General features: G+C 65.7%; 22 protein-coding genes. 6 read left to right on the plus strand and 16 right to left on the minus strand.

Annotated elements, in window-relative coordinates:
* Positions 1-48 precede the first annotated feature (48 nt).
* Positions 49-1,272 (minus strand): argininosuccinate synthase, encoded by a 1,224-nt coding sequence (locus MUU56_RS20615; RefSeq protein WP_244769166.1) that lies wholly within the window; start codon positions 1,270-1,272, stop codon positions 49-51.
* 184 nt (positions 1,273-1,456) lie between these two features.
* Here MUU56_RS20615 and MUU56_RS20620 point away from each other — a divergent pair, with 184 nt between their 5' ends.
* Entirely contained in the window at positions 1,457-2,308 is an 852-nt protein-coding gene (locus tag MUU56_RS20620) for an SDR family NAD(P)-dependent oxidoreductase (RefSeq protein WP_244769167.1), read from the plus strand.
* Between the two features lie 147 nt (positions 2,309-2,455).
* The gene (locus tag MUU56_RS20625) at positions 2,456-3,097 is read left to right on the plus strand and encodes a LysE family translocator (protein WP_244769168.1); all 642 of its coding nucleotides are present in this window, start codon (positions 2,456-2,458) and stop codon (positions 3,095-3,097) included.
* 6 nt (positions 3,098-3,103) lie between these two features.
* On the opposite strand, the gene MUU56_RS20630 is transcribed toward MUU56_RS20625, so the two are convergent.
* The 6 genes from MUU56_RS20630 to MUU56_RS20655 all read right to left on the minus strand — a co-directional run bounded on the left by MUU56_RS20630 (position 3,104) and on the right by MUU56_RS20655 (position 9,146).
* Positions 3,104-3,715 carry a DUF1287 domain-containing protein gene (locus tag MUU56_RS20630; RefSeq protein ID WP_244769169.1) on the minus strand — a complete coding sequence of 204 codons (612 nt, stop codon included), beginning with the start codon at positions 3,713-3,715 and terminating at the stop codon, positions 3,104-3,106.
* A gap of 59 nt (positions 3,716-3,774) precedes the next feature.
* A complete protein-coding gene (locus MUU56_RS20635; protein WP_244769170.1) occupies positions 3,775-4,569 on the minus strand; it encodes an ABC transporter ATP-binding protein in 795 nt (264 codons plus the stop codon).
* Complete coding sequence (locus MUU56_RS20640) at positions 4,569-5,447, minus strand: ABC transporter permease (protein WP_244769171.1); 879 nt, start codon at positions 5,445-5,447, stop codon at positions 4,569-4,571. Before MUU56_RS20640 ends, MUU56_RS20635 begins: the two co-directional genes overlap by 1 nt.
* 126 nt (positions 5,448-5,573) lie before the next feature.
* Positions 5,574-6,527, minus strand: a complete 954-nt coding sequence (locus MUU56_RS20645) for an ABC transporter substrate-binding protein (RefSeq protein ID WP_244769172.1) — start codon at positions 6,525-6,527, stop codon at positions 5,574-5,576.
* A 337-nt stretch (positions 6,528-6,864) separates the two neighbouring features.
* Positions 6,865-8,103 carry a dual-specificity RNA methyltransferase RlmN gene (gene rlmN / locus MUU56_RS20650; protein ID WP_064331876.1) on the minus strand — a complete coding sequence of 413 codons (1,239 nt, stop codon included), beginning with the start codon at positions 8,101-8,103 and terminating at the stop codon, positions 6,865-6,867.
* Positions 8,104-8,252: 149 nt separating this feature from the next.
* Positions 8,253-9,146, minus strand: coding sequence for a LysR family transcriptional regulator (locus MUU56_RS20655; protein WP_244769173.1), 894 nt, complete (start codon positions 9,144-9,146; stop codon positions 8,253-8,255).
* Positions 9,147-9,275: 129 nt separating this feature from the next.
* Here MUU56_RS20655 and MUU56_RS20660 point away from each other — a divergent pair, with 129 nt between their 5' ends.
* Complete coding sequence (locus MUU56_RS20660; protein WP_244769174.1) at positions 9,276-10,664, plus strand: MFS transporter; 1,389 nt, start codon at positions 9,276-9,278, stop codon at positions 10,662-10,664.
* Positions 10,665-10,727: 63 nt separating this feature from the next.
* Here the strand turns inward: MUU56_RS20660 and MUU56_RS20665 are convergent, their stop codons facing one another.
* The 5 genes from MUU56_RS20665 to MUU56_RS20685 form a co-directional block, all read right to left on the minus strand.
* Positions 10,728-11,231, minus strand: coding sequence for an invasion associated locus B family protein (locus tag MUU56_RS20665; RefSeq protein WP_064331875.1), 504 nt, complete (start codon positions 11,229-11,231; stop codon positions 10,728-10,730).
* Positions 11,232-11,648: 417 nt separating this feature from the next.
* The gene (locus MUU56_RS20670; RefSeq protein WP_244769175.1) at positions 11,649-12,038 is read right to left on the minus strand and encodes a YkvA family protein; all 390 of its coding nucleotides are present in this window, start codon (positions 12,036-12,038) and stop codon (positions 11,649-11,651) included.
* Between the two features lie 72 nt (positions 12,039-12,110).
* A complete protein-coding gene (locus MUU56_RS20675; RefSeq protein ID WP_244769176.1) occupies positions 12,111-12,419 on the minus strand; it encodes a 4a-hydroxytetrahydrobiopterin dehydratase in 309 nt (102 codons plus the stop codon).
* A 78-nt stretch (positions 12,420-12,497) separates the two neighbouring features.
* Positions 12,498-13,223 carry a beta-ketoacyl-ACP reductase gene (gene phbB / locus MUU56_RS20680; protein ID WP_244769177.1) on the minus strand — a complete coding sequence of 242 codons (726 nt, stop codon included), beginning with the start codon at positions 13,221-13,223 and terminating at the stop codon, positions 12,498-12,500.
* 87 nt (positions 13,224-13,310) lie between these two features.
* Positions 13,311-14,492, minus strand: a complete 1,182-nt coding sequence (locus MUU56_RS20685) for an acetyl-CoA C-acetyltransferase (RefSeq protein WP_244769178.1) — start codon at positions 14,490-14,492, stop codon at positions 13,311-13,313.
* Positions 14,493-14,783: 291 nt separating this feature from the next.
* Here MUU56_RS20685 and phaR point away from each other — a divergent pair, with 291 nt between their 5' ends.
* The gene (gene phaR, locus MUU56_RS20690; RefSeq protein WP_244769179.1) at positions 14,784-15,362 is read left to right on the plus strand and encodes a polyhydroxyalkanoate synthesis repressor PhaR; all 579 of its coding nucleotides are present in this window, start codon (positions 14,784-14,786) and stop codon (positions 15,360-15,362) included.
* 33 nt (positions 15,363-15,395) lie between these two features.
* Here the strand turns inward: phaR and MUU56_RS20695 are convergent, their stop codons facing one another.
* The 4 genes from MUU56_RS20695 to mtgA form a co-directional block, all read right to left on the minus strand.
* A complete protein-coding gene (locus MUU56_RS20695; RefSeq protein WP_064331869.1) occupies positions 15,396-15,803 on the minus strand; it encodes a hypothetical protein in 408 nt (135 codons plus the stop codon).
* A 336-nt stretch (positions 15,804-16,139) separates the two neighbouring features.
* Positions 16,140-16,325 carry a 50S ribosomal protein L32 gene (gene rpmF / locus MUU56_RS20700; RefSeq protein ID WP_064331868.1) on the minus strand — a complete coding sequence of 62 codons (186 nt, stop codon included), beginning with the start codon at positions 16,323-16,325 and terminating at the stop codon, positions 16,140-16,142.
* A gap of 147 nt (positions 16,326-16,472) precedes the next feature.
* Complete coding sequence (locus tag MUU56_RS20705; protein ID WP_244769180.1) at positions 16,473-17,120, minus strand: glutathione S-transferase family protein; 648 nt, start codon at positions 17,118-17,120, stop codon at positions 16,473-16,475.
* Between the two features lie 76 nt (positions 17,121-17,196).
* Positions 17,197-17,952 (minus strand): monofunctional biosynthetic peptidoglycan transglycosylase, encoded by a 756-nt coding sequence (gene mtgA / locus MUU56_RS20710; protein ID WP_398431242.1) that lies wholly within the window; start codon positions 17,950-17,952, stop codon positions 17,197-17,199.
* Positions 17,953-18,087: 135 nt separating this feature from the next.
* Here mtgA and MUU56_RS20715 point away from each other — a divergent pair, with 135 nt between their 5' ends.
* Both MUU56_RS20715 and hisC read left to right on the plus strand, forming a co-directional pair.
* Positions 18,088-19,005 (plus strand): polyprenyl synthetase family protein, encoded by a 918-nt coding sequence (locus MUU56_RS20715; protein ID WP_244769182.1) that lies wholly within the window; start codon positions 18,088-18,090, stop codon positions 19,003-19,005.
* A 4-nt stretch (positions 19,006-19,009) separates the two neighbouring features.
* Positions 19,010-20,065, plus strand: a complete 1,056-nt coding sequence (gene hisC, locus MUU56_RS20720) for a histidinol-phosphate transaminase (RefSeq protein ID WP_244769183.1) — start codon at positions 19,010-19,012, stop codon at positions 20,063-20,065.
* The last annotated feature ends 9 nt before the right edge of the window (positions 20,066-20,074 follow it).

Genomic DNA, 20,074 nt, shown 5'->3' on the forward strand with positions numbered 1-20,074 from the left:
CGCTGCCGGGAACGGTAGCGGGCCTCTGGTCTGGTCGCGATCCGGCGATCAGCCGCGGCGCTTGCGGGCGGCGAGCGTGCGCAGGCGCAGCGCGTTCAGCTTGATGAAGCCGGCGGCATCCTTCTGGTCGTAGGCGCCCTGGTCGTCCTCGAAGGTGACCAGCGTGTCGGAGTAGAGCGACTTGTCCGATTCGCGGCCGATGACCATGACATTGCCCTTGTAGAGCTTCAGCGTCACTTCGCCCTCGACATGTTCCTGGCTCTTGTCGATCAGCGCCTGCAGCATCTCGCGCTCCGGCGAGAACCAGAAGCCGTAGTAGATCAGTTCGGCGTAGCGTGGCATCAGCTCGTCCTTGAGATGCGCGGCGCCGCGGTCGAGCGTGATGCTCTCGATGGCGCGGTGCGCGGCGAGCAGGATCGTGCCGCCGGGCGTCTCGTAGACGCCGCGCGACTTCATGCCGACGAAGCGGTTTTCCACGAGGTCGAGGCGGCCGATGCCGTTGTCGCGGCCGTAATTGTTGAGCGTCGCCAAAAGCGTCGCCGGCGACATGCGCACGCCGTTGATGGAGACGGCATCGCCGCGCTCGAAGCCGACCTTGATGATAGTCGCCTTGTCCGGTGCGGATTCCGGGGAAATGGTGCGCATATGCACATATTCCGGTGCCTCGACGGCCGGGTCTTCCAGCACCTTGCCCTCGGAGGAGGAGTGCAGGAGGTTAGCATCGACCGAGAACGGCGCTTCGCCCTTCTTGTCCTTGGCGACCGGGATCTGGTGCTGCTCGGCGAATTCCAGGAGATGCGTGCGGCTCTTGAACGACCAGTCGCGCCAGGGCGCGATGATCTTGATGTCGGGGTTCAGCGCATAGGCGGACAGCTCGAAGCGGACCTGGTCGTTGCCCTTGCCGGTCGCGCCGTGCGCGATGGCGTCGGCGCCGGTCTTGGCGGCGATCTCGATGAGATGCTTGGAGATCAGCGGGCGGGCGATCGAGGTGCCGAGCAGGTAGACGCCCTCGTAGACGGCATTGGCGCGGAACATCGGGAAGACGAAATCGCGCACGAATTCCTCGCGCACGTCCTCGATGAAGATCTCCTTGATGCCGAGCATCTCGGCCTTCTTGCGCGCCGGCTCCAGCTCTTCGCCCTGGCCGAGATCGGCGGTGAAGGTCACGACTTCCGCGTTGAGTTCGGTCTGGAGCCATTTCAGGATGATCGAGGTGTCGAGGCCGCCCGAATAGGCCAGCACGACTTTCTTCACGTCTTTATGTGATGCCATGGTGATGAGGTCCGTTGCATGAAGGGGCGCGGCAAACCCGCGAAGGCCCGGTATCGCGGCACTTTTAGCGAGATTGGCGCGTGACGCAAGGGCGCGCGCCGACGCGACGTGACGCAAGGGTGATTTGACCCGGCCGGCGCAGGCCCCATATTCCCCTGAGTGGACCATTGAAGGGGATGATCCCATGACGAACATGCGAGATATCATCAAGGAATCCAATGTCGCCGTCATCACGGGCGGCGCGGCCGGCATCGGCCTTGCCGCAGCACGGCGCTTCGCCGAGGCCGGCATGTGCATCGCCATCGCCGATCTCAACGCCGACCGGCTGGGCGAGGCGCGCGTCGAACTCGAGGCCATTGCCGGCGAGGCGAATGTCATGGCCGTGGAGACGGACGTCGCGCACCGGCATGAGCTGGAGGCGCTGGAGCGTGCCGTGCTGCAACGCTTCGGGCGCGTGCATGTGCTGATGAACAATGCCGGCATCCAGCCGGACACCTCCATCTTCAGCGCCGAGGCGAACTGGGACCATATCCTCGCCGTCAACCTGATGGGCGTCATCCACGGTACGCAGGTCTTCGGCCCGAACATGCTGGCCCATGGCGAACCGGGCCTCATCATCAATACCGGCTCCAAGCAGGGCATCACCACGCCGCCCGGCAACCCCGCCTACAATGTCTCCAAGGCCGGCGTGAAGGTCTTCACCGAGGCGCTCCAGCACGAATTGCGCAACACGGCGGGGGCACGGCTCTCGGCCCATCTCCTGATCCCAGGTTTCGTCTTCACAGAGCTGACGAAGGGCGACCGGACGGAGAAGCCGGATGCCGCCTGGACGCCGGCCCAGACCGTCGCCTTCATGATGGAGAGCCTGGAGCGCGGCGATTTCTACATCCTGTGCCCGGACAACGACGTGCCGCGCGCGCTCGACGAGCGTCGCATGGCCTGGGCGATCGGCGATGTCATCGAGAACCGTCCGCCGCTGTCGCGCTGGCACAAGGATTATGCCGAAAAGTTCCGCGCCTTCGTCGAAGGCGCCTGATGCCGGCGAGCCTTGCCCAGACATCCCGTCATGGCGGAGGGCGGGTGACAAAGGATCGCCGTTACAGCCGATCATAGACTTTGATTGGCATTTTCCGGAAAGCCGGATTAGAGGTTTCTCACCTCCTCCGGCTTTCAGGGCTTCACCATGGACTTCCTGCCCACGCTTCCGACGCTTCTCGCCTTCACGGCCGCGAGCCTGCTGCTCGCGATGACGCCCGGCCCCGACATGACGCTGTCGATCAGCCGTGCGCTCTCGCAGGGGCGCGGGCCGGCGCTCTATGTGGTGGCCGGCACCAGCCTCGGCATCGTGGTGCACACGCTGCTGGTCGCCTTCGGCATCTCCGCCCTCATCACCGCCTCGCCGACCGCCTTCCTGATGCTGAAGACCGGCGGTGCCGCCTATCTCCTGTGGCTGGCCATTCAGGCGATCCGCTACGGCTCCAGCCTCTCCGTCAAGGCGACGGCGGGGCCGCGCGGCACGGCGCTGGCCAATATTTCCAGCGGCTTCTGGGTGAACCTGCTCAATCCGAAGGTCATCATCTTCTTCATGACCTTCCTGCCGCAGTTCATCAGCGCGGGCGATCCCGATGTCACCGGCAAGCTGATCTTCCTCGGCCTGTTCTTCATCGTCGTCGGCATTCCCGTGAACATCCTGGTGATCCTCGCCGCCGACAAGCTGGCGTCCTGGCTCCAGCAGAACCCCAGGGTGCTGCGCGGCATCGACTATACGTTTGCCGGCGTCTTCTCCGTCTTCGCGGCGAAGATCCTGTTCACGCAGGCGCGCTGAGCGGGGTCACACCCGGTAGCGGTAGTGACCGGTGAGGGGATAGGCGAAGAGCACGTCCTCCAGCCGCGCTCCGGCACCGATATTGTGCACGAGGAGGGGGCGCGCGCCGTCGGCGCTGCGGTCGTCCGCCACGATGCCGATATGCGGCAGGTTGCCCGGCAGCATCTGCGAGACGATGTCGCCCGGCCGGTAGTCCGCGCCGTCCCTGCTGACCGGCAGGGCGGCACCCGCCCGCTTCAGGAAGGTCTGCAGGTTCGGCACGCGGCGATGGTCGATGTTGCGGTCGGTGCGCTTCAGGCCCCAGAGCGGCGGATAGGCGGAAAAGGCCTTGCGCATGTCCTCGTGCACGAGGACCTGGAGATCGACGGCAAGGCCGTCGCGATAGGCGCGCACGATCACGTCGGTGCACACGCCCCGCTCCCGCGGCACGTCGCCGCCGGGATAGTCCAGCCGGGAATAGGCGGGATCATAGGTCAGCGTAACGCCGATCTGCCGCCGTGCCGCCGCCACGAGTTTTTGCGCGTCGCCTTCGGCCGGCTGTGCCCGCAAGCCCGCCGGCAAAACGAGGGCGGCCCCCGAGGCCAGGCCGCCTGCAAGCAGCGCGCGACGAAACAGCATGGGCGCCTCCTTCTCCGACGCGCCACGCTGCGCAGGGAATCGGGCGCTTTGGTGGCGCCTCAGCCGATCAGCAGCGCGTCGTCGTCCAGCGTCTGGCCGCGCATCTTGCGGAACATGGCGATCAGGTCCTCGACCTGCAGCGTCTTGCGGCTGTCGCCGGAGACGTCGAGAACGATCTCGCCGCCGTGCAGCATGACGGTGCGGTGGCCGTAGTCCAGCGCCTGGCGCATGGAGTGCGTCACCATCAGCGTCGTCAGCTTGCGCTCGGAGACGATCTTCTGCGTGAGGGTCATGATGAACTCGGCCATGCCGGGGTCGAGCGCCGCGGTGTGTTCGTCGAGCAGCAGCACGTCGGAGCCGGCGAGCGTCGCCATGACGAGCGAGACGGCCTGGCGCTGGCCGCCGGAGAGCAGGTCCATCCGGTCGCGCATGCGGTTTTCGAGGCCGAGGTTCAGTTCGGCGATGCGCTCGCGGAAAAGTGCGCGGCGCTGGGGGCCGAGGGCGGAGGCAAGGCCGCGCCGTTCGCCGCGGCGGGCGGCGAGCGCAAGGTTCTCCTCGATGGAGAGCGCGCCGCAGCTGCCGGTCAGCGGATCCTGGAAGACACGGGCGACGCGGCCGGCGCGGGCGGCGGTGCCCTGGCGGGTCACGTCCGTCGTGCCGATCTTGACCTGGCCTTCGGTGGCGATGACGTCGCCGGCGAGAACGCCGAGCAGCGTCGACTTGCCGGCGCCGTTCGAGCCGATGACGGTGACGAACTGGCCTTCCTCGATGGTGAGGCTGACGCCGTTCAGCGCCTGCTTCTGCAGCGGCGTGCCCTTGCCGAAGACGACCTTGATATCGGAGACGGAGATCATCAGGCGGCTCCCCCGCGGCGAAGGCGCGGCAGGACGAGCGCCACGGTGACGAGCAGGGCCGTCACGAAATTGAGGTCGGAGGCCTGGAGGCCGAGCACGTCGGAGGAGAGCGCGAGCTGGATGGCGATGCGGTAGAGGATCGAGCCGAGCACGCAGCCGATCAGTGCGATGAGGATGCCCCTGGCGCCGAACAGCGTTTCGCCGATGATGACGGCGGCAAGGCCGACGACGATGGTGCCGACGCCCGAAGTGACATCGGCAAAGCCGTTCGTCTGGGCGAAGAGCGCGCCGCCGAGTGCGACGAGCGCATTGGAGAGCGCGATGCCGAGGTAGATCTGGCGGTTGGTGTTAACGCCCTGCGCGCGGGCCATGCGGGCATTCGCCCCCGTCGCGCGCATCGAGAGGCCGGCATCGCTTTCCAGGAAGCGCCAGACGACCACGACCGCGACGACGACCAGGATGCCGACGAAGAGCGGGCGGACGTAGAAATCACGCAGCCCATGGCCGAAGAACGGGCTGATCATCGTGTCGGCATTGATCAGTGCGACATTCGGCTTGCCCATGACGCGCAGGTTGACCGAGAAGAGCGCGATCATGGTCAGGATCGAGGCGAGCAGGTTGAGAATGCGGAAGCGCACGTTCAGCATCGCCGTGACGAGGCCGGCAATGGCGCCGGCCACCATGGCGACCGCCGCAGCGATCCACGGGTTGACGCCGGCGATGATCAGCACGGCCGCGACGGCCGCGCCGAGCGGAAACGAACCGTCCACCGTCAGGTCCGGAAAATCCAGCACGCGGAAGGCAAGGTAGACGCCGATCGCGACGAAGGCATAGACCAGCCCCAGTTCGACGGCACCCCAGAAGGCAATCAGGCTCACGGTTTCGGCTTTCTCTTTGTCACCCGTTCCGCATTTTCCGCGGGAGGGGTCTTCTTAACAGATCAACCGCTGCCGGGCGATCCGGCAGCGGTTGATTCCGATTGGGAATGTCCGGGTAACCCGGGCTTATTCGATCACGCGGGTCGCACGGCCGACGACGGCTTCCGGAAGCGTGACGCCCATCTTGGCAGCCGCGCCCTTGTTGACGACGAGGTCGGTGCCGGCGGCAACCTTCACGGCGATGTCGCCCGGGTTCTCGCCCTTGAGGATGCGCACGACGATCTCGCCCGTCTGCTTGCCGACATCCTTGTAGTTGAAGCCGAGAGCCGCGATGGCGCCGCGCGAGACGGAATCCGTGTCGGCGGTGAAGAGCGGCAGCTTGGCTTCCTCGGCGACGGCGACCGCGCCTTCGAGGGCCGAGATGATCGTGTTGTCTGTCGGGATATAGATCGCGTCGGCACGGCCGACGAGCGCGCGGGCGGCGCCCTGGACTTCGGCGGACTTGGTCGCGGCGGATTCGACGACTGTCAGGCCGGCCTTTTCGGCTTCTTCCTTCAAGACGGCGAGCAGCGAGACGGAGTTCGCCTCGCCCGAATTGTAGAGGTAGCCGACCGTCTTGGCTTCGGGCAGGATTTCCTTGATCAGCGCGATGTGCTCGGCGACCGGCGACATGTCCGAAAGGCCGGTGACGTTGCCGCCGGGCTTGTCCATGTCCCTGACGAGCTGCGCGCCGAGCGGGTCGGAGACGGCCGTGAAGACGATCGGGATGTCCTTCGTCGCGGAAACCACGGCTTGGGCGGAGGGCGTGGAGATCGGCACGATGACGCTCGGGTCTTCACCGGCGAACTGGCGGGCGATCTGCGCGGCCGTCGCGGGGTTGCCCTGCGCCGATTCGTAGAGGAACTTCAGGTTCTCGCCTTCCTTGTAGCCGGCGGCCTCCAGCGCTTCCTTCACGCCGTCACGGGCGGCGTCGAGGGCCGGATGTTCGACGATGGCGGTCACGGCAACCGTGACGTCCTCGGCCTTGGCCGGCAGCGAAATCGCGAGCGTCGCCGCGAAAGCGAGCAGAAGATGGCGCATGGATGGTCTCCCTAGAATGATTTTAGGCCGGTTCTAGGCAAAACGTGCCTTCAAATCAATTCTCGGAATCGACTGCTTCAATCACAATTCATGATGAGATAGGTGCGGCAAAGTGTCGAGCAAGGGGCATTGTCCGTGCCCGGCCCTTCGGGGAAGCGTCTCGCAAGGGAAGGATGGCCGGCAGGTATTGCCCCACCCACTTCGTCATCCTCGGCCCTGAGCCGAGGATGCACCTGGCACCCGCGGCGTGGATGCTCAGGTCGAGCCCGAGCATGCCGAAGGAGAGGTTCTCACCTCGGGAGGACGCGGCCCCGGCGCAACCGGATGAGGAGCCCCTTCAGTCGTCCTCGCCGTGCCCGACGATCATCATCGCCTCGAAGGCCATGCGGTCGACCTTGCGCATGCGCTCGGATTCCGACTTCAGCTGGCCGCAGGCGGCGAGGATGTCGCGGCCGCGCGGGGTGCGTATCGGCGAGGCATAGCCGGCCTGGTTGATGAAATCGGCGAAACGCTCGATCTGCTCCCAGTCGGAACACTGGTAGTTGGTGCCCGGCCAGGGATTGAAGGGGATGAGGTTGATCTTCGCGGGAATGCCCTTCAGCAGCTGCACCAGCAGCTTGGCGTCCTCCAGCGTGTCGTTGACGTCCTTCAGCATCACATATTCGAAGGTGATGCGCCGGGCGTTCGACAGGCTCGGATAGGCGCGGCAGGCGTCCAGCAGTTCCTTTAGCGGATACTTCTTGTTGATCGGCACCAGCATGTCGCGCAGGTCGTCGCGCACGGCATGCAGCGAGATCGCCAGCATGACGCCGATCTCCGAGCCGGTTCGATAGATCTCCGGCACAATGCCCGAGGTCGACAGCGTCACGCGGCGCTTGGAGAGCGACAGGCCGTCGCCGTCGGTGGCGATCAGCAGCGCCGTCTTGACGCTCTCGAAATTGTAGAGCGGTTCGCCCATGCCCATCATGACGATGTTGGAGACCTTGCGCCCTTCCGCCGGTACGATGGCGCCGGCCGGCGTGTCGCGGTCCGGGAAATCGCCCAGCCGGTCGCGGGCGAGCAGCAACTGCGAGAGGATTTCCTCGGCCGTCAGGTTGCGCACCAGCTTCTGCGTGCCGGTGTGACAGAAGGAACAGGTGAGCGTGCAGCCGACCTGGCTGGAAATGCAGAGCGTGCCGCGGCCTTCCTCGGGAATGTAGACGGTCTCGATCTCGACCGGCCGGCCGGCGCCGCGCGGGGGGAAGCGCAAGAGCCATTTGCGCGTGCCGTCGCTGGAGATCTGCTCGTCGACGATCTCGGGGCGGGCGATGGTGAAATGCGTCTTCAGCATTTCGCGCATGTCCTTGGAGACATTGGTCATGTCGTCGAAATCGGAAACGCCGCGCACATAGAGCCAGTGCCAGAGCTGGCTGACGCGCATCTTCACCTGGCGCTCGTTGACGCCCTTTTCGACGAGCGCGCGGCCCATCTCCTCGCGCGAAAGGCCGATCAGCGAGGGCTTTTCAGCGGCGGGAAGGGTGCGCACCAGCGGCGCCTTGACGGGCTCGGCCGTGTTGAGAAAGTCCATGCTTGCCATCGGGTCATCCTCAAGATCATGGCACGCCGGCGCAGGTTCCTGCGCCGCAAGCGGTCCATGCTCGATAGAAGTTCATTGGGGGCCAGGAGCGTCTGAAAACGCGGCTTGCGGCCCGGTAGCCGGCCCTTTAGCACTGTTCCGCCGGAAAGTCACCTCTCCGTGCAGACGGCGCGCAGGCACGCCCGCAGCCAGCGATGGGCCGGATCGGCATCGAGGCGCGGATGCCAGAGCATGGAGACGGTGTGCTCGGGCAGGGCAAGCGGCAGGGCGAAGGCCGCCATGCCCTCCCGCAGCCGCGCCGTATAGCGCTCCGGCACCTCCGTGACGAGGTCGGAGTCCCGGGCGAGTGCCAAAGCCTCGGAAAAGCTCGCGACGGTGACGGCGATGCGGCGCGCCAGGCCGAGCCGGGCGAGCGCCTCGTCGACTAGGCCGCCATCGCGTCCCCGTCGGGAGACGAGGATGTGCGTTCCGCCTGCATAACGCTCCGGCGTCACCGGGCCTTCGGTGAGCGGATGCTTGTTACGCACGACACCGATGAACCGGTCGCGAAACAGCGCCTGCGCCCGTACTTCCGGCCCTGTCGTGCTGCCGATCACGCCGGTTTCGAGATCCACCGCGCCGTCCCGCAAAGGCGTGCTCTCCTTGTCGGGCTTCGCCACGAAGCGGAGTTTCACGCCCGGCGCCTCCCGGGCGACGCGCGCCAGGAGGGCGGGCCCGAAGGTCTCGACGAAACCCTCGCGGTTGCGCAGCGTGAAGGTTCGCACGAGGGTTTTGGGGTCGAGCAGTTCGGCCGGCCGCAGCAGGGTTTCGGCCTCCTCGACGACGCGTCCGACCGCTTGGCGCAGGACGAGCGCCCGCGGCGTCGGCACAAGGCCGCGCCCGGCGCGCACCAGGAGCGGATCGCCGGTCACGTCGCGAAGACGGGCGAGCGCCCGGCTCATGGCGGAAGGGCTGAGCCGCAGCCGCTGCGCCGCGCGTGCGACGCTGCCTTCGGCGAGCAGCACGTCGAGGGTGACGAGAAGGTTGAGATCGGGCCGGGCCATGGAGCGATCCTAGCATTTTTACAGAAGGATGACATGGCGCCAGATGCACGAATGAAGTGCAGGCGATGCGCCTTCCGCCCTATCCGGTGAGAATCTATCTGTCGGAGGAGACAACGACAGGAGAGCGCCATGGCGGATACACCGACCATCACGACGACACGCCGCACGACCGGCGCGCTTTGCGGGCTGTCGCTCGCCATCCTGCTCTCCTCGCTCGGCACCAGCATCGCCAATGTCGCCCTGCCGACGCTCGCGGAAACCTTTGCCGCGCCGTTCGGGCAGGTGCAGTGGGTGGTACTGGCCTATCTTCTGGCGAGCACGGTGCTGGTCGTCGGCCTCGGCCGCCTCGGCGACCTTTTCGGTCGTCGCCGGCTGCTTCTGGCCGGGCTTGCACTGTTCACCGCCGCGTCGGCGCTGGCGGGTCTGGCTCCGACGCTGCCGCTCATGATCGCCGCCCGGGCCCTGCAGGGGCTGGGGGCGGCGGCGATGATGGCGCTCGCCATGGCCTTCGTCAGCGAGACCGTGCCGCAGGAGCGGATCGGCAGCGGCATGGGCCTCATCGGCACCATGTCCGCGGTCGGCACCGCTCTCGGCCCCTCGCTCGGCGGCCTGCTGATCGCCGGTTTCGGCTGGCCGGCGATTTTCCTCGTCGCCGTCCCCTTCGGCCTTGCCGCGCTGGCACTAGTCTGGCGCTTCCTGCCCGCCGATCGCGCCAGCGCGGCGGTCGCCCGCTTCGATTTTCCGGGCGCCGGCCTGCTCGCCGCAACGCTCACGGCCTATGCGCTGGCGATGACCATGGGGACGAGCGCCTTCGGGCCGGTCAATGCCGTCTTCCTTGCCGCTTCTGCGGTGGGCATGGCTCTCTTCATCCTGCGGCAGCAGCGGGCGGCGGTGCCGCTGATCCGGCCCGCCGCATTCCACCGCGCCGGGTTTCGCGCAAGCCTTGCCGCCAATGGGCTGGTCGCCACGGTGATGATGGCGACGCTCGTCGTCGGGCCGTTCTATCTTGCCGGCGCGCTGGGGTTGGGCCCGGCCGGCGTCGGCTTCGTGCTGGCGGTCGGGCCCTTCGTCTCCACGGCAAGCGGCGTTGTCGCAGGACGCCTCGTCGACCGGTTCGGCGCCCGGCGCATGGCATTGGGCGGGCTTGCCGTAATGGTCGCGGGCGCGCTCGGGCTGTCCGTTCTGTCCGCGCTCCTCGGCCTTGCCGGCTATGTCATGGCCATCGCCGTGGTGACGCCGGGCTACCAGCTTTTCCAGGCTGCCAACAATGCGGCCGTCATGGGCGGCGTCGGCGCCGGGGAGCGTGGCGTCACGTCCGGCCTGCTCGTCCTGTCGCGCAATCTCGGCCTCATCACCGGCGCCTCCCTGATGGGCGCGATCTTCACGCTCGCCGTCGGCACGAAGGCGGTGACGCGCGCGGACCCCGCGGCGATCGCCACGGGCATGCACATGACCTTCGCGGTGGCGGCGGCGCTTGTCCTTGCGGCCTTCATCCTTCTTGCGCAAAGCAAGGCCTGAGCATTCCGCAAACGAAAGGGCCGGCGAGAACGCCGGCCCTTTCCGTTTCTGCCCGCAGGGAAATCAGCGGCAGCTTTCGATCTGCTTCAGCGCCGCCGAAATGCCCGACAGCGAATAGGAGTAGGAGGTGCCCGTGCCGCGGCGGGATTTCGCCTGGACCTGCATGTCCCTGCCGCCCTTCATGGCCGCGACCAAGGCCGGCTCTTCCGCGGCGTTCTCCACCCAGGCCGAATTGCCCTTGGTGAACATCACGAAGGTGCGCCCGTCGATGACGACGTTGACCTTGGAGGCCTCCTGCAGCGGATAGCCCATCATCGCCTGCGGCTCGTAGCTGATGTTCTGGCCCGGGCGCTGGGAGACGAGGAAGAAGACGTCGCCATGGTCGACGCCGGCCGGGTTCTTCTCCTTCGGCACCGACAGCACGTAGCAGACCTTGCCGCCTTTCGCCTGGTAGGAATAGGCACCCCAGGCATTGAACTGCTGAATGCGCGTCGGCGTCTGGGCCGAGGCAACGCCTGCGGTCACGACGACGAGGGCGAGTGCGGTTGCGAGCTTTCTTACGAACATGTTTTCCTGCCGGTTGTCTTGCCAGTGATTGCCCGGCCGAAGGCGGTGCCCTCGATGCCGGTGTCGGCCACGCATGATGACGATTTGATTCATTTTGACTTAATTCAGGTTACCAAACCGTCAACATGCGCTCATTTTACAAAGGTCATCCGCGCCGCACCGGGACAAATTCGCGTCAAGTTTCCGCTGCTGCCTTCCGGAGCGCTTCCGCCGGTCGTGAAAACGCTCCCGCTCCTGTCGGCGCAATCCCGGGCGCAAAACCGCTATGCACGTTTGCTGGAATCGCTGAGAAAGGCGAGCGTGCCCAGTCCCCATTTGGTGAGATAGAACCCGTCGAAGCCATTTAAGGCACAAGGAATAGGGCAAGAATTTGACTTCGCCACCGCGGGTCGAGTGCAGGACGGGCGGCGGCCGGGCTCAGCCGGCCGGTTGGACATCCGGCTCGTCCGCGAGCGCCTTGTCGGCGGCCACGTAGTGGTCCTCGCGGATATGCCCGCGGATGGCGGCGAAGGCGGCGGTCAGCACGGCGATGTCGTCGGAAAAGCCGACCAGCGCGAAGAAATCCGGAATGCCGTCGAGCGGCAATACGAAATAGGCGAGGGCGGCGAGCAGGATGCCGCGCACCTTGGTGGGCGTGCGGGAATCCAGCGCGCAATAGTAGGCGGCGACGAGGTCGCGGGAGAACGGCACCTGCCGCATCGCGCGCTTGAGGACCGGCCAGAACCGCTTCTTCACGCGGTTCTCCTGACGCTCCTGCTCGTCCTCGTCTCCCGGCAGAAGAATCTCGCCGATCTTCACATCATTCATGCATGGCCTCCTTCAGGTGGCGATACCGGAAAAAATCCGGCGGGAATGATATGGGAACGGCTTCACGGGTCTTCAACTCTTCGTGCGCGCGGCCGCCGCGTTGTCCATTGCCGTCGCCAGCTTGACGTCGAGCTCGGTGAGGCCGCCCGCATCGTGGTTCGTGAGGCGCACCTCGACGCGGTTGTAGACGTTGAACCATTCGGGATGATGGTTGAATTTTTCCGCCGCCAGCGCGCCCTCGGTCATGAAGCCGAAGGCTTCGCGGAAGGTCTTGAACTTGAATTTCTTCTCGATGGCGATGCCGTCATCCGAGCGGGTCCAGCCGTCAAGGGCCGCGATCGCCGCGGAAATCGCCTCTTCGCTCAACTTTTCCTGTTTCATGGCGCGCTCCTTTCCGGTCGATCCTACCATGGAAAACGGCGCCCGAAGGCGCCGTGTTCCGTTTGCGATGAAAGGCGGTCAGACGAAGAACTGGCCGCCGTTGGCTGAGATGGTCGAGCCGGTGATGAAGCCGGCATCGTCCGAGGCGAGGAAGACGACGATGCGGGCGATCTCGTCCGGCTCGCCGAGGCGGCCGACCGGGATCTGCGGGATGATCCGCTCGTTCAGCACCTTTTCCGGGATGGCGCGCACCATCTCGGTGCCGATGTAGCCCGGGCAGATGGCGTTGACCGTGATGCCCTTGGCGGCGCCTTCCTGGGCGAGCGCCTTGGTAAAGCCGAGGTCGCCGGCCTTGGCGGCGGAATAGTTCGCCTGGCCCATCTGGCCCTTCTGGCCGTTGATCGAGGAGATGTTGATGACGCGCCCGAAGCTGCGGTCGCGCATGCCGGACCAGACCGGATGGGTCATGTTGAAAAGGCCGGTGAGGTTGGTGTTGATCACCGCGCCCCACTGGTCCGGGGTCATCTTGTGGAACATCGCGTCGCGGGTGATGCCCGCATTGTTGACGAGGATGTCCACCGGTCCGAGGTCGGCCTCCACCTTGCCGATCCCCTCGACGCAGGATTCGTAGCTCGAAACGTCCCATTTGTAGACCGGGATGCCGGTCTCCGCCTTGAAGGCGTTCGCGGCGTCGTCATTGCCGGCATAGTTCGCGGCCACCTTGTATCCGGCGGCCTTCAGCGCCACCGAAATGGCCGCGCCGATGCCTCGCGATCCGCCCGTTACCAATGCTACCCTGCTCATGTGGCTCACTCCCCTGAAACTGTTTTTCGAGTCGACCCGTCGCCCCGCCGGCGGCGGGTCCTGGCAAAGTAGCTTGTAAGCTTTTGCTTACATGCTCTCAACGCACATCGCCACGCCCATGCCGCCGCCGATGCAGAGCGTGGCGAGGCCCTTCGAGGCGCCGCGGCGCTTCATCTCGAAGAGGAGCGTGTTGAGGATGCGGGCGCCGGAGGCCCCGATCGGGTGACCGATGGCGATGGCGCCGCCGTTGACGTTGACGATCGACGGATCCCAGCCGAGATCCTTGTTGACGGCGCAGGCCTGGGCGGCGAAGGCCTCGTTGGCTTCCACGAGGTCGAGGTCGCCGATTTTCCAACCGGCGCGCTCGAGCGCCTTGCGGGAGGCCGGGATCGGGCCGGTGCCCATGATCTTCGGATCGACGCCGGCGGTCGCCCAGGAGACGATGCGGGCGAGCGGCTGGATGCCGCGGCGGGAGGCTTCCGCCTCGCTCATCAGGAGGGCGGCGGCCGCGCCGTCATTGATGCCGGAGGCATTGGCGGCCGTCACGGTGCCTTCCTTGTCGAAGGCGGGCCGCAGCTTGGCCATCGAATCGAGCGTCGCGCCATGGCGGATATATTCGTCGGCGTCGACCGTGACGTCGCCCTTGCGGCCCTTGACGATGAAGGGAACGATCTCGTCCTTGAAGCGGCCTTCCTTCTGGGCGGCTTCGGCCTTGTTCTGCGAGGAAACGGCGAAGGCATCCTGCTCGTCGCGCGAAAGCTGCCACTGCTTGGCGACGTTCTCGGCGGTGATGCCCATGTGGTAGCCGTAGAAGGCGTCGGTCAGGCCGTCCTTGATCATCGTGTCGATCATCTTGAAATCGCCCATCTTCACGCCGCCGCGCAGGTGCGCGCAATGCGGCGCCATGGACATGGATTCCATGCCTCCGGCGACGATGATGCCGGCATCGCCCGTGGCGATCTGCTGCATGCCGAGCGCCACGGCGCGCAGGCCCGAGCCGCAGAGCTGATTCATGCCCCAGGCGGTCGCCTCCTGCGGGACGCCGGCCTTCATGGCGGCCTGGCGGGCCGGGTTCTGGCCTTCGCCGGCCGGCAGGACCTGGCCGAGGATCACCTCGTTCACCTCGCCCGCCGCAACGCCCGCGCGCTCCAGAACCGCCGAAATGACCGCCGCCCCGAGCTCGTGGGCGGGCGTGTTGGCGAAAGCTCCGTTGAAGGAACCGACCGCGGTGCGGCCGGCGCTGGCGATGACGATGGATGGGGTGCTCATGTGTGCTTCCTCAGTTCTGACGACCTTGCGGCCGGCCTTGGAACCAGGCTCGGCGCACGAACGGCGCGAGCCCGGCGGTTCTCCCGAAATCAAAACTGGCAAAGCGGAGGAGGAGAGTCAAACGGGATATCCGATGCCGCTAAAATTTCATCGACGCGGCGTGCAGCATGAAAATCCATGTTGCGCAGCATTGCTCGCCGCATCGCACAATTCGATTGTCAGCGCGCGTCTTTTTGCCGATACTCGTCAGGACCAAAAAAGAAATGGAAATACGGGGATGAGGAGACCCTAATGGCCAGGAACGACGGTCAGATCGTCATCAAGAAATATGCGAACCGGCGGCTCTACAATACGGGCACCAGCACCTATGTGACGCTGGACGATCTCGCGGTCATGGTGAAGAAGGGCGAGGATTTCACCGTACAGGACGCCAAATCCGGCGAGGACATCACCCATTCGGTGCTGACGCAGATCATTTTCGAGCAGGAATCGAAGACCGGCAACACGCTTTTGCCCATCTCGTTCCTCCGCCAGCTGATCTCCTATTACGGCGACCAGATGCAGATGGTGGTGCCGAGCTATCTCGAACACTCCATGCAGGCCTTCACCGAGCAGCAGTCGCAGATGCGCGAGCAGATCAACAAGACCTTCGGCGATACGCCGCTCGGCAAGAACCTGCAGGTGCCGATGGCGCTGATCGAGGAGACGACGCGGCGCAATACGGAGCTGTTCCAGCAGGCGATGAAGATGTTCTCGCCCTTCGCCAATGCTGCGCCGCCGAAGGAGACCCGCAAGGCGGACGCCAAGGACCTCGACGAATTGAAGGAGCAATTGCGCGCGCTCCAGACGAAGCTCGACAGCTTGAGCTGACGACACGGTTGGCGCGGGCCTGCCCCGCGCCCGTCACAGCCCGATCGAAAGATCCCGGCTCGCCGTGCGGATCGACACGGCAAAACCCGCGATGACATCGATGAAGGTGATCGTCATCAGGATGAAGAAGATCTGCGTCGCCGCGCCCTGCACCAGCAGGAACTCGACGAGGAACACCACGAACAGCACCATCGAGAGCATGTGATCGAGCAGCGCGCGCGAGCCCGGGCGCGTGGCCTTCAGGATCTCCACGAAGAGCAGCACGAGCGCGATGAGGATAAGGAGGTCGCCGAAGGCCATGGTCCAGGTCGTGCCGGACAACATGTTGACCGCCATCACCTCGCTGTCGAGCACGGCGACGCCGCCGTCGCCGAAAAGGCCGGTCATGGCGAGGTTGTAGAGGGCGAACGGGATGATCAGCAGCGGTATGGCCAGAAGCATGGGCGGCGGTCTCCTAGAGCATTTCCAGCCGAAGCGAAGTCGCTTCGGCGCCGGATAATGCGGAAAACAAGAATCCAGGGCAATTCCAGCAAAAGTGCGAAGCGGTCTTGCATCCGGAATTGCGTAAAACAAACAGATAGAGCGTTTTTACGATTCGAAGAAAAGCGGAAATGCTCCAACGACCGTCTTCGCACGAGCGGCCCCGTTTCTCTCTTAGCCCACGAATCGGCGCAAGAAAATGTCGCCGCCGCGACGACAGGCATTCGGGGGGGGCGGATGGCCCAAAAGAAAAGGGCCGGCAAGCCGGCCCCTGATATCAGCTGATGCCGAAAACGCTTATGCGTTTTCCTTCGGCGTCAGAACCTGGCGACCGCGGTACATGCCGGTCTTCAGGTCGATATGGTGCGGACGGCGCAGTTCGCCCGAGTTCTTGTCTTCGATGTAGGTCGAACCCTTCAGAGCGTCTGCGGAACGGCGCATACCGCGCTTGGACGGGCTCGTTTTTCTTTTCGGTACAGCCATTTCACTAACTCCACTTATCGGGCAAACACATCCACGGGCCACCGGATGGGCGACAGGGACATGTCTTTATCTCGGAAATTGGGGCGGCTTATACACAGCAAAATCCCGCTTGACCAGTCCCCGGGCGGTTTTTTTCGATTCCGCCGGTCACGCCTCGTCCTCGGGCACGATCCACGGCTCGGCCAGCGCCGCCGCCTGCCACGTCTGCCAGGCCCGATGCGCCTTCATGCGCGCCATATAGGCCAATACGGTTTCGTCGCGGGTCAAGCAATAGGCCTCGAACCGGTTGACGACCGGCGCATACATCGCATCGGCTGCGGAAAAGGCGCCGAACAGGAACGGCCCGCCGGAGCGCGCGAGCGCCGTCTTCCAGATCGTCTCGATGCGGGCGACGTCATCCGTCACGCCGTCCGGCAGGTCGATTTCGCCCGGCTTGCGGCGGATGTTCATCGGGCAGGCATTGCGCAGCGCCCGGAAGCCGGAGAGCATCTCCATCGAGATTGCCCGCGCCTCGGCCCGTGCCGCGCCGTCCTTCGGCCAGATCCCGGCATCGGGAAAGAGCTCGGCGACATATTCGATGATCGCGAGCGATTCCCACACCCGCACCGCGCCGTGATGCAGCACCGGCACCTTCCCCGTCGGCGAGATCTTGCTGAATTCCGGGTTGCCGGCGGGAAAGTCGAAGGGGATGACCTTGTCGGTGAACGGCACGCCGGCCGCCGTCATGGCGATCCAGGGCCGGAAGGACCAGGAGGAATAGTTCTTGTTGCCGATATAGAGGATGAGGTCCGACATGGTGCTCCCGCGCGCTCTTGATACGGCGGAGACCCTAGGCCTTCACCGGGGCCGGCACCAATGAAAAGGCCTGAACTCACTCATAAAGGCACTTGATATATTCGCCCGAGCGGCTGGCGCGCCGCTCGATCAGGCGGGCGAGGCGCTGCAGGCCGCGTCCCGGCTTTCCGGCATTGCGCTCGTAGGGGTTGGGCAGGGAAACGGCGAGAAGGGCGGCCTGCCGGCGCGAGAGCTTGGCGGCCGGCACCTTGAAATGGTGCTGCGCGGCGGCCTCGATGCCGTAGATGCCGGGGCCCCATTCGGCGATGTTGAGGTAGATCTCCATCAGCCGCCGCTTGCTCCAGACGAAATCCGCCGCGACGGCGAGCGGCAGTTCCATCGCCTTGCGCACGAAGGAGCGGCCGTTCCAGAGGAACAGGTTCTTGGCCGTCTGCATCGGGATCGTGCTGGCGCCGCGCGTCTGCTCGCCGGCCAGCGCCTCGTTGACGACGGCGCGCATCTCGCCCCAGTCGACCCCGCCATGGCGGCAGAACTGGCCGTCCTCGGACATCATGACCGCCTGCACCAGGTTGGGCGAGATCTCGTCGAACGCCACCCATTGCCGGTCGTAGCCGCGCAGGAGGGCGAGATCGCGCAGCATCAGCGTGGAAACCGGGCGCACGAATTCGATCGTGTAGAGCAGGATCAGCACATAGGGCAGCGCGACGATGGCCAGGACGACAAGCACGAGGCGTCGCCAGTTCCGGCGAAGCCGGCTCATCCAACCGTCCCTTTCACCGGCTTCTGCCTCCGTGTTGACCGAATCTGTGCGTGTTTCCGGTACGATGTCCAAGAGCCGGCGTCCGTCCTTCCGTCGTTGCGCCTTCATACCGTCACGGCTCGCCAAAAACCAGTCTGCGGCGCGATTCTTTGAAGCAGCCCGGGCATGGCCGTTGCTTCGGCCCGGAGCCCATGCCAAAGAGCGGCCATGAGCGAACGTTACCAGGAATTCCAGTCCCTGCTGAAGGGCAATGCCGAGGCGGTGGAGGCACTGCTGGCAACGCTGCTGTCGGGCAGCGTCTCGGCGGACGAGATCGCCCGCCCCGAACGGCTGCTCGCCGCCATGCGCCACGGCGTGCTCAACGGCGGCAAGCGGCTGCGGCCCTTCCTCGTCATCGAATCCGCCGCGCTCTTTCCGGGCGTGGAGCGCACGGCGGCGCTGCGCGTCGGCGCCGCGCTCGAATGCATCCACTGCTATTCGCTCGTGCATGACGACCTGCCGGCCATGGACGACGACGACCTGCGCCGCGGCCAGCCGACCGTGCATATCGCCTTCGACGAGGCGGCGGCGATCCTTGCCGGCGACAGCCTGCTGACGCTGGCCTTCGATATCGTTGCGGCGCCCGAAACGCGTCTGCCCGATGCCACCAAGACGGCGCTGGTGCTGGCGCTCGCCCGCGCCGCCGGCATCGGCGGCATGGCCGGCGGCCAGGCGCTCGACCTTGCGGCAGAGACCGATGCGCCGGACGAGGCGGGCATCGTGACGCTGCAGAAGATGAAGACCGGCGCGCTCCTGCGCTTCGCCTGCGAGGCCGGCGCCATCGTCGCGGGGGCCTCGGCGGGGGACCGGCAGACGCTGCGCCGCTACGGGGAGACGGTCGGCCTTGCCTTCCAGATCGCCGACGACCTGCTCGACCTCACCGCCGATGCCGCGACCATGGGCAAGGCGACCGGCAAGGATGCCGATCGCGGCAAGGCGACGCTCGTCGCCCGGCGCGGCCAGGCCTGGGCGGAAAACCGTCTTCGGGAACTCGTGGCGGAGGCCGAGGCGCTTCTTGCGCCGTTCAGCCATCGCGCCGGCATCCTGATCGAAACCGCCCATTTCATTGCCAATCGCAGGAATTGACGTCATGAGCAAATTCTGGTCGCCGATCGTCGCCACGCTCAAGCCCTATGTCGCTGGCGAACAGCCGCGCATTCAAAACCTCATCAAGCTCAACACCAACGAAAACCCCTACGGCCCGTCGCCGAAGGCGATCGCCGCCATGCAGGCCGCCGTCGCCGACAGCCTGAAGCTCTATCCGGATCCGAGCGCGCTGGCGCTGCGCCAGTCGATCGCCCGTTTCCACGGCGTGGACGTGGATGAGGTCTTTGTCGGAAACGGTTCGGACGAAGTCTTGGCGCACGCCTTCGTCGCGCTCCTCAAGCACGACAAGCCGCTCGTCTATCCTGATATCACCTACAGCTTCTACCCGACCTATTGCCGGCTCTTCGGCATTCAGGCGGAGGAGATTGCGCTGAAGGACGACTTCACCATCGATCTTGCTGACTACGATCGGCCCTGCGGCGCCATCATCCTGCCGAATCCGAACGCCCCCACCGGCATCGGCCTGCCGCTTGCCGCCATCGAGGCGCTGGTTGCCGCACACCCGGACCAGCCGGTGGTGGTCGACGAGGCCTATATCGACTTCGGCGGTGAAAGCGCGATCCCGCTGACCAGGAAATACGACAACCTGCTGGTCGTGCACACGCTGTCGAAGTCCCGCTCGCTGGCGGGCCTGCGCGTCGGCTATGCCATCGGCCAGCGCCCGCTGATCGACGCGCTGGAGCGCGTGAAGGACAGTTTCAACTCCTATCCGCTCGACCGCATCGCGCAGGCCGGCGCCGCGGCCGCCATCGACGATCGCGAATGGTTCGACGAGATGCGGGGCAAGGTCATCGACACGCGCGAGCGCGTCACAGGCGCGCTCCGTCAGCGCGGCTTCGAGGTGCTGCCCTCGCAGGCGAATTTCGTCTTCGCCCGCCATCCGGCCGTGAGCGGCGAGGCGCTGGCGAGGGGCCTGCGCGAGCGCGCCGTGCTGGTGCGCCATTTCGCCAAGCCGCGCATCTCCGATTTCCTGCGCATCACCATCGGCACGCCCGAGGAATGCGACCGGCTGATCGCGGCTGTCGAGGAGATCGTCTGAGGTTTGGAG

It is taken from the genome of Shinella yambaruensis, assembly GCF_022899355.1.
GTDB lineage: Bacteria > Pseudomonadota > Alphaproteobacteria > Rhizobiales > Rhizobiaceae > Shinella > Shinella yambaruensis.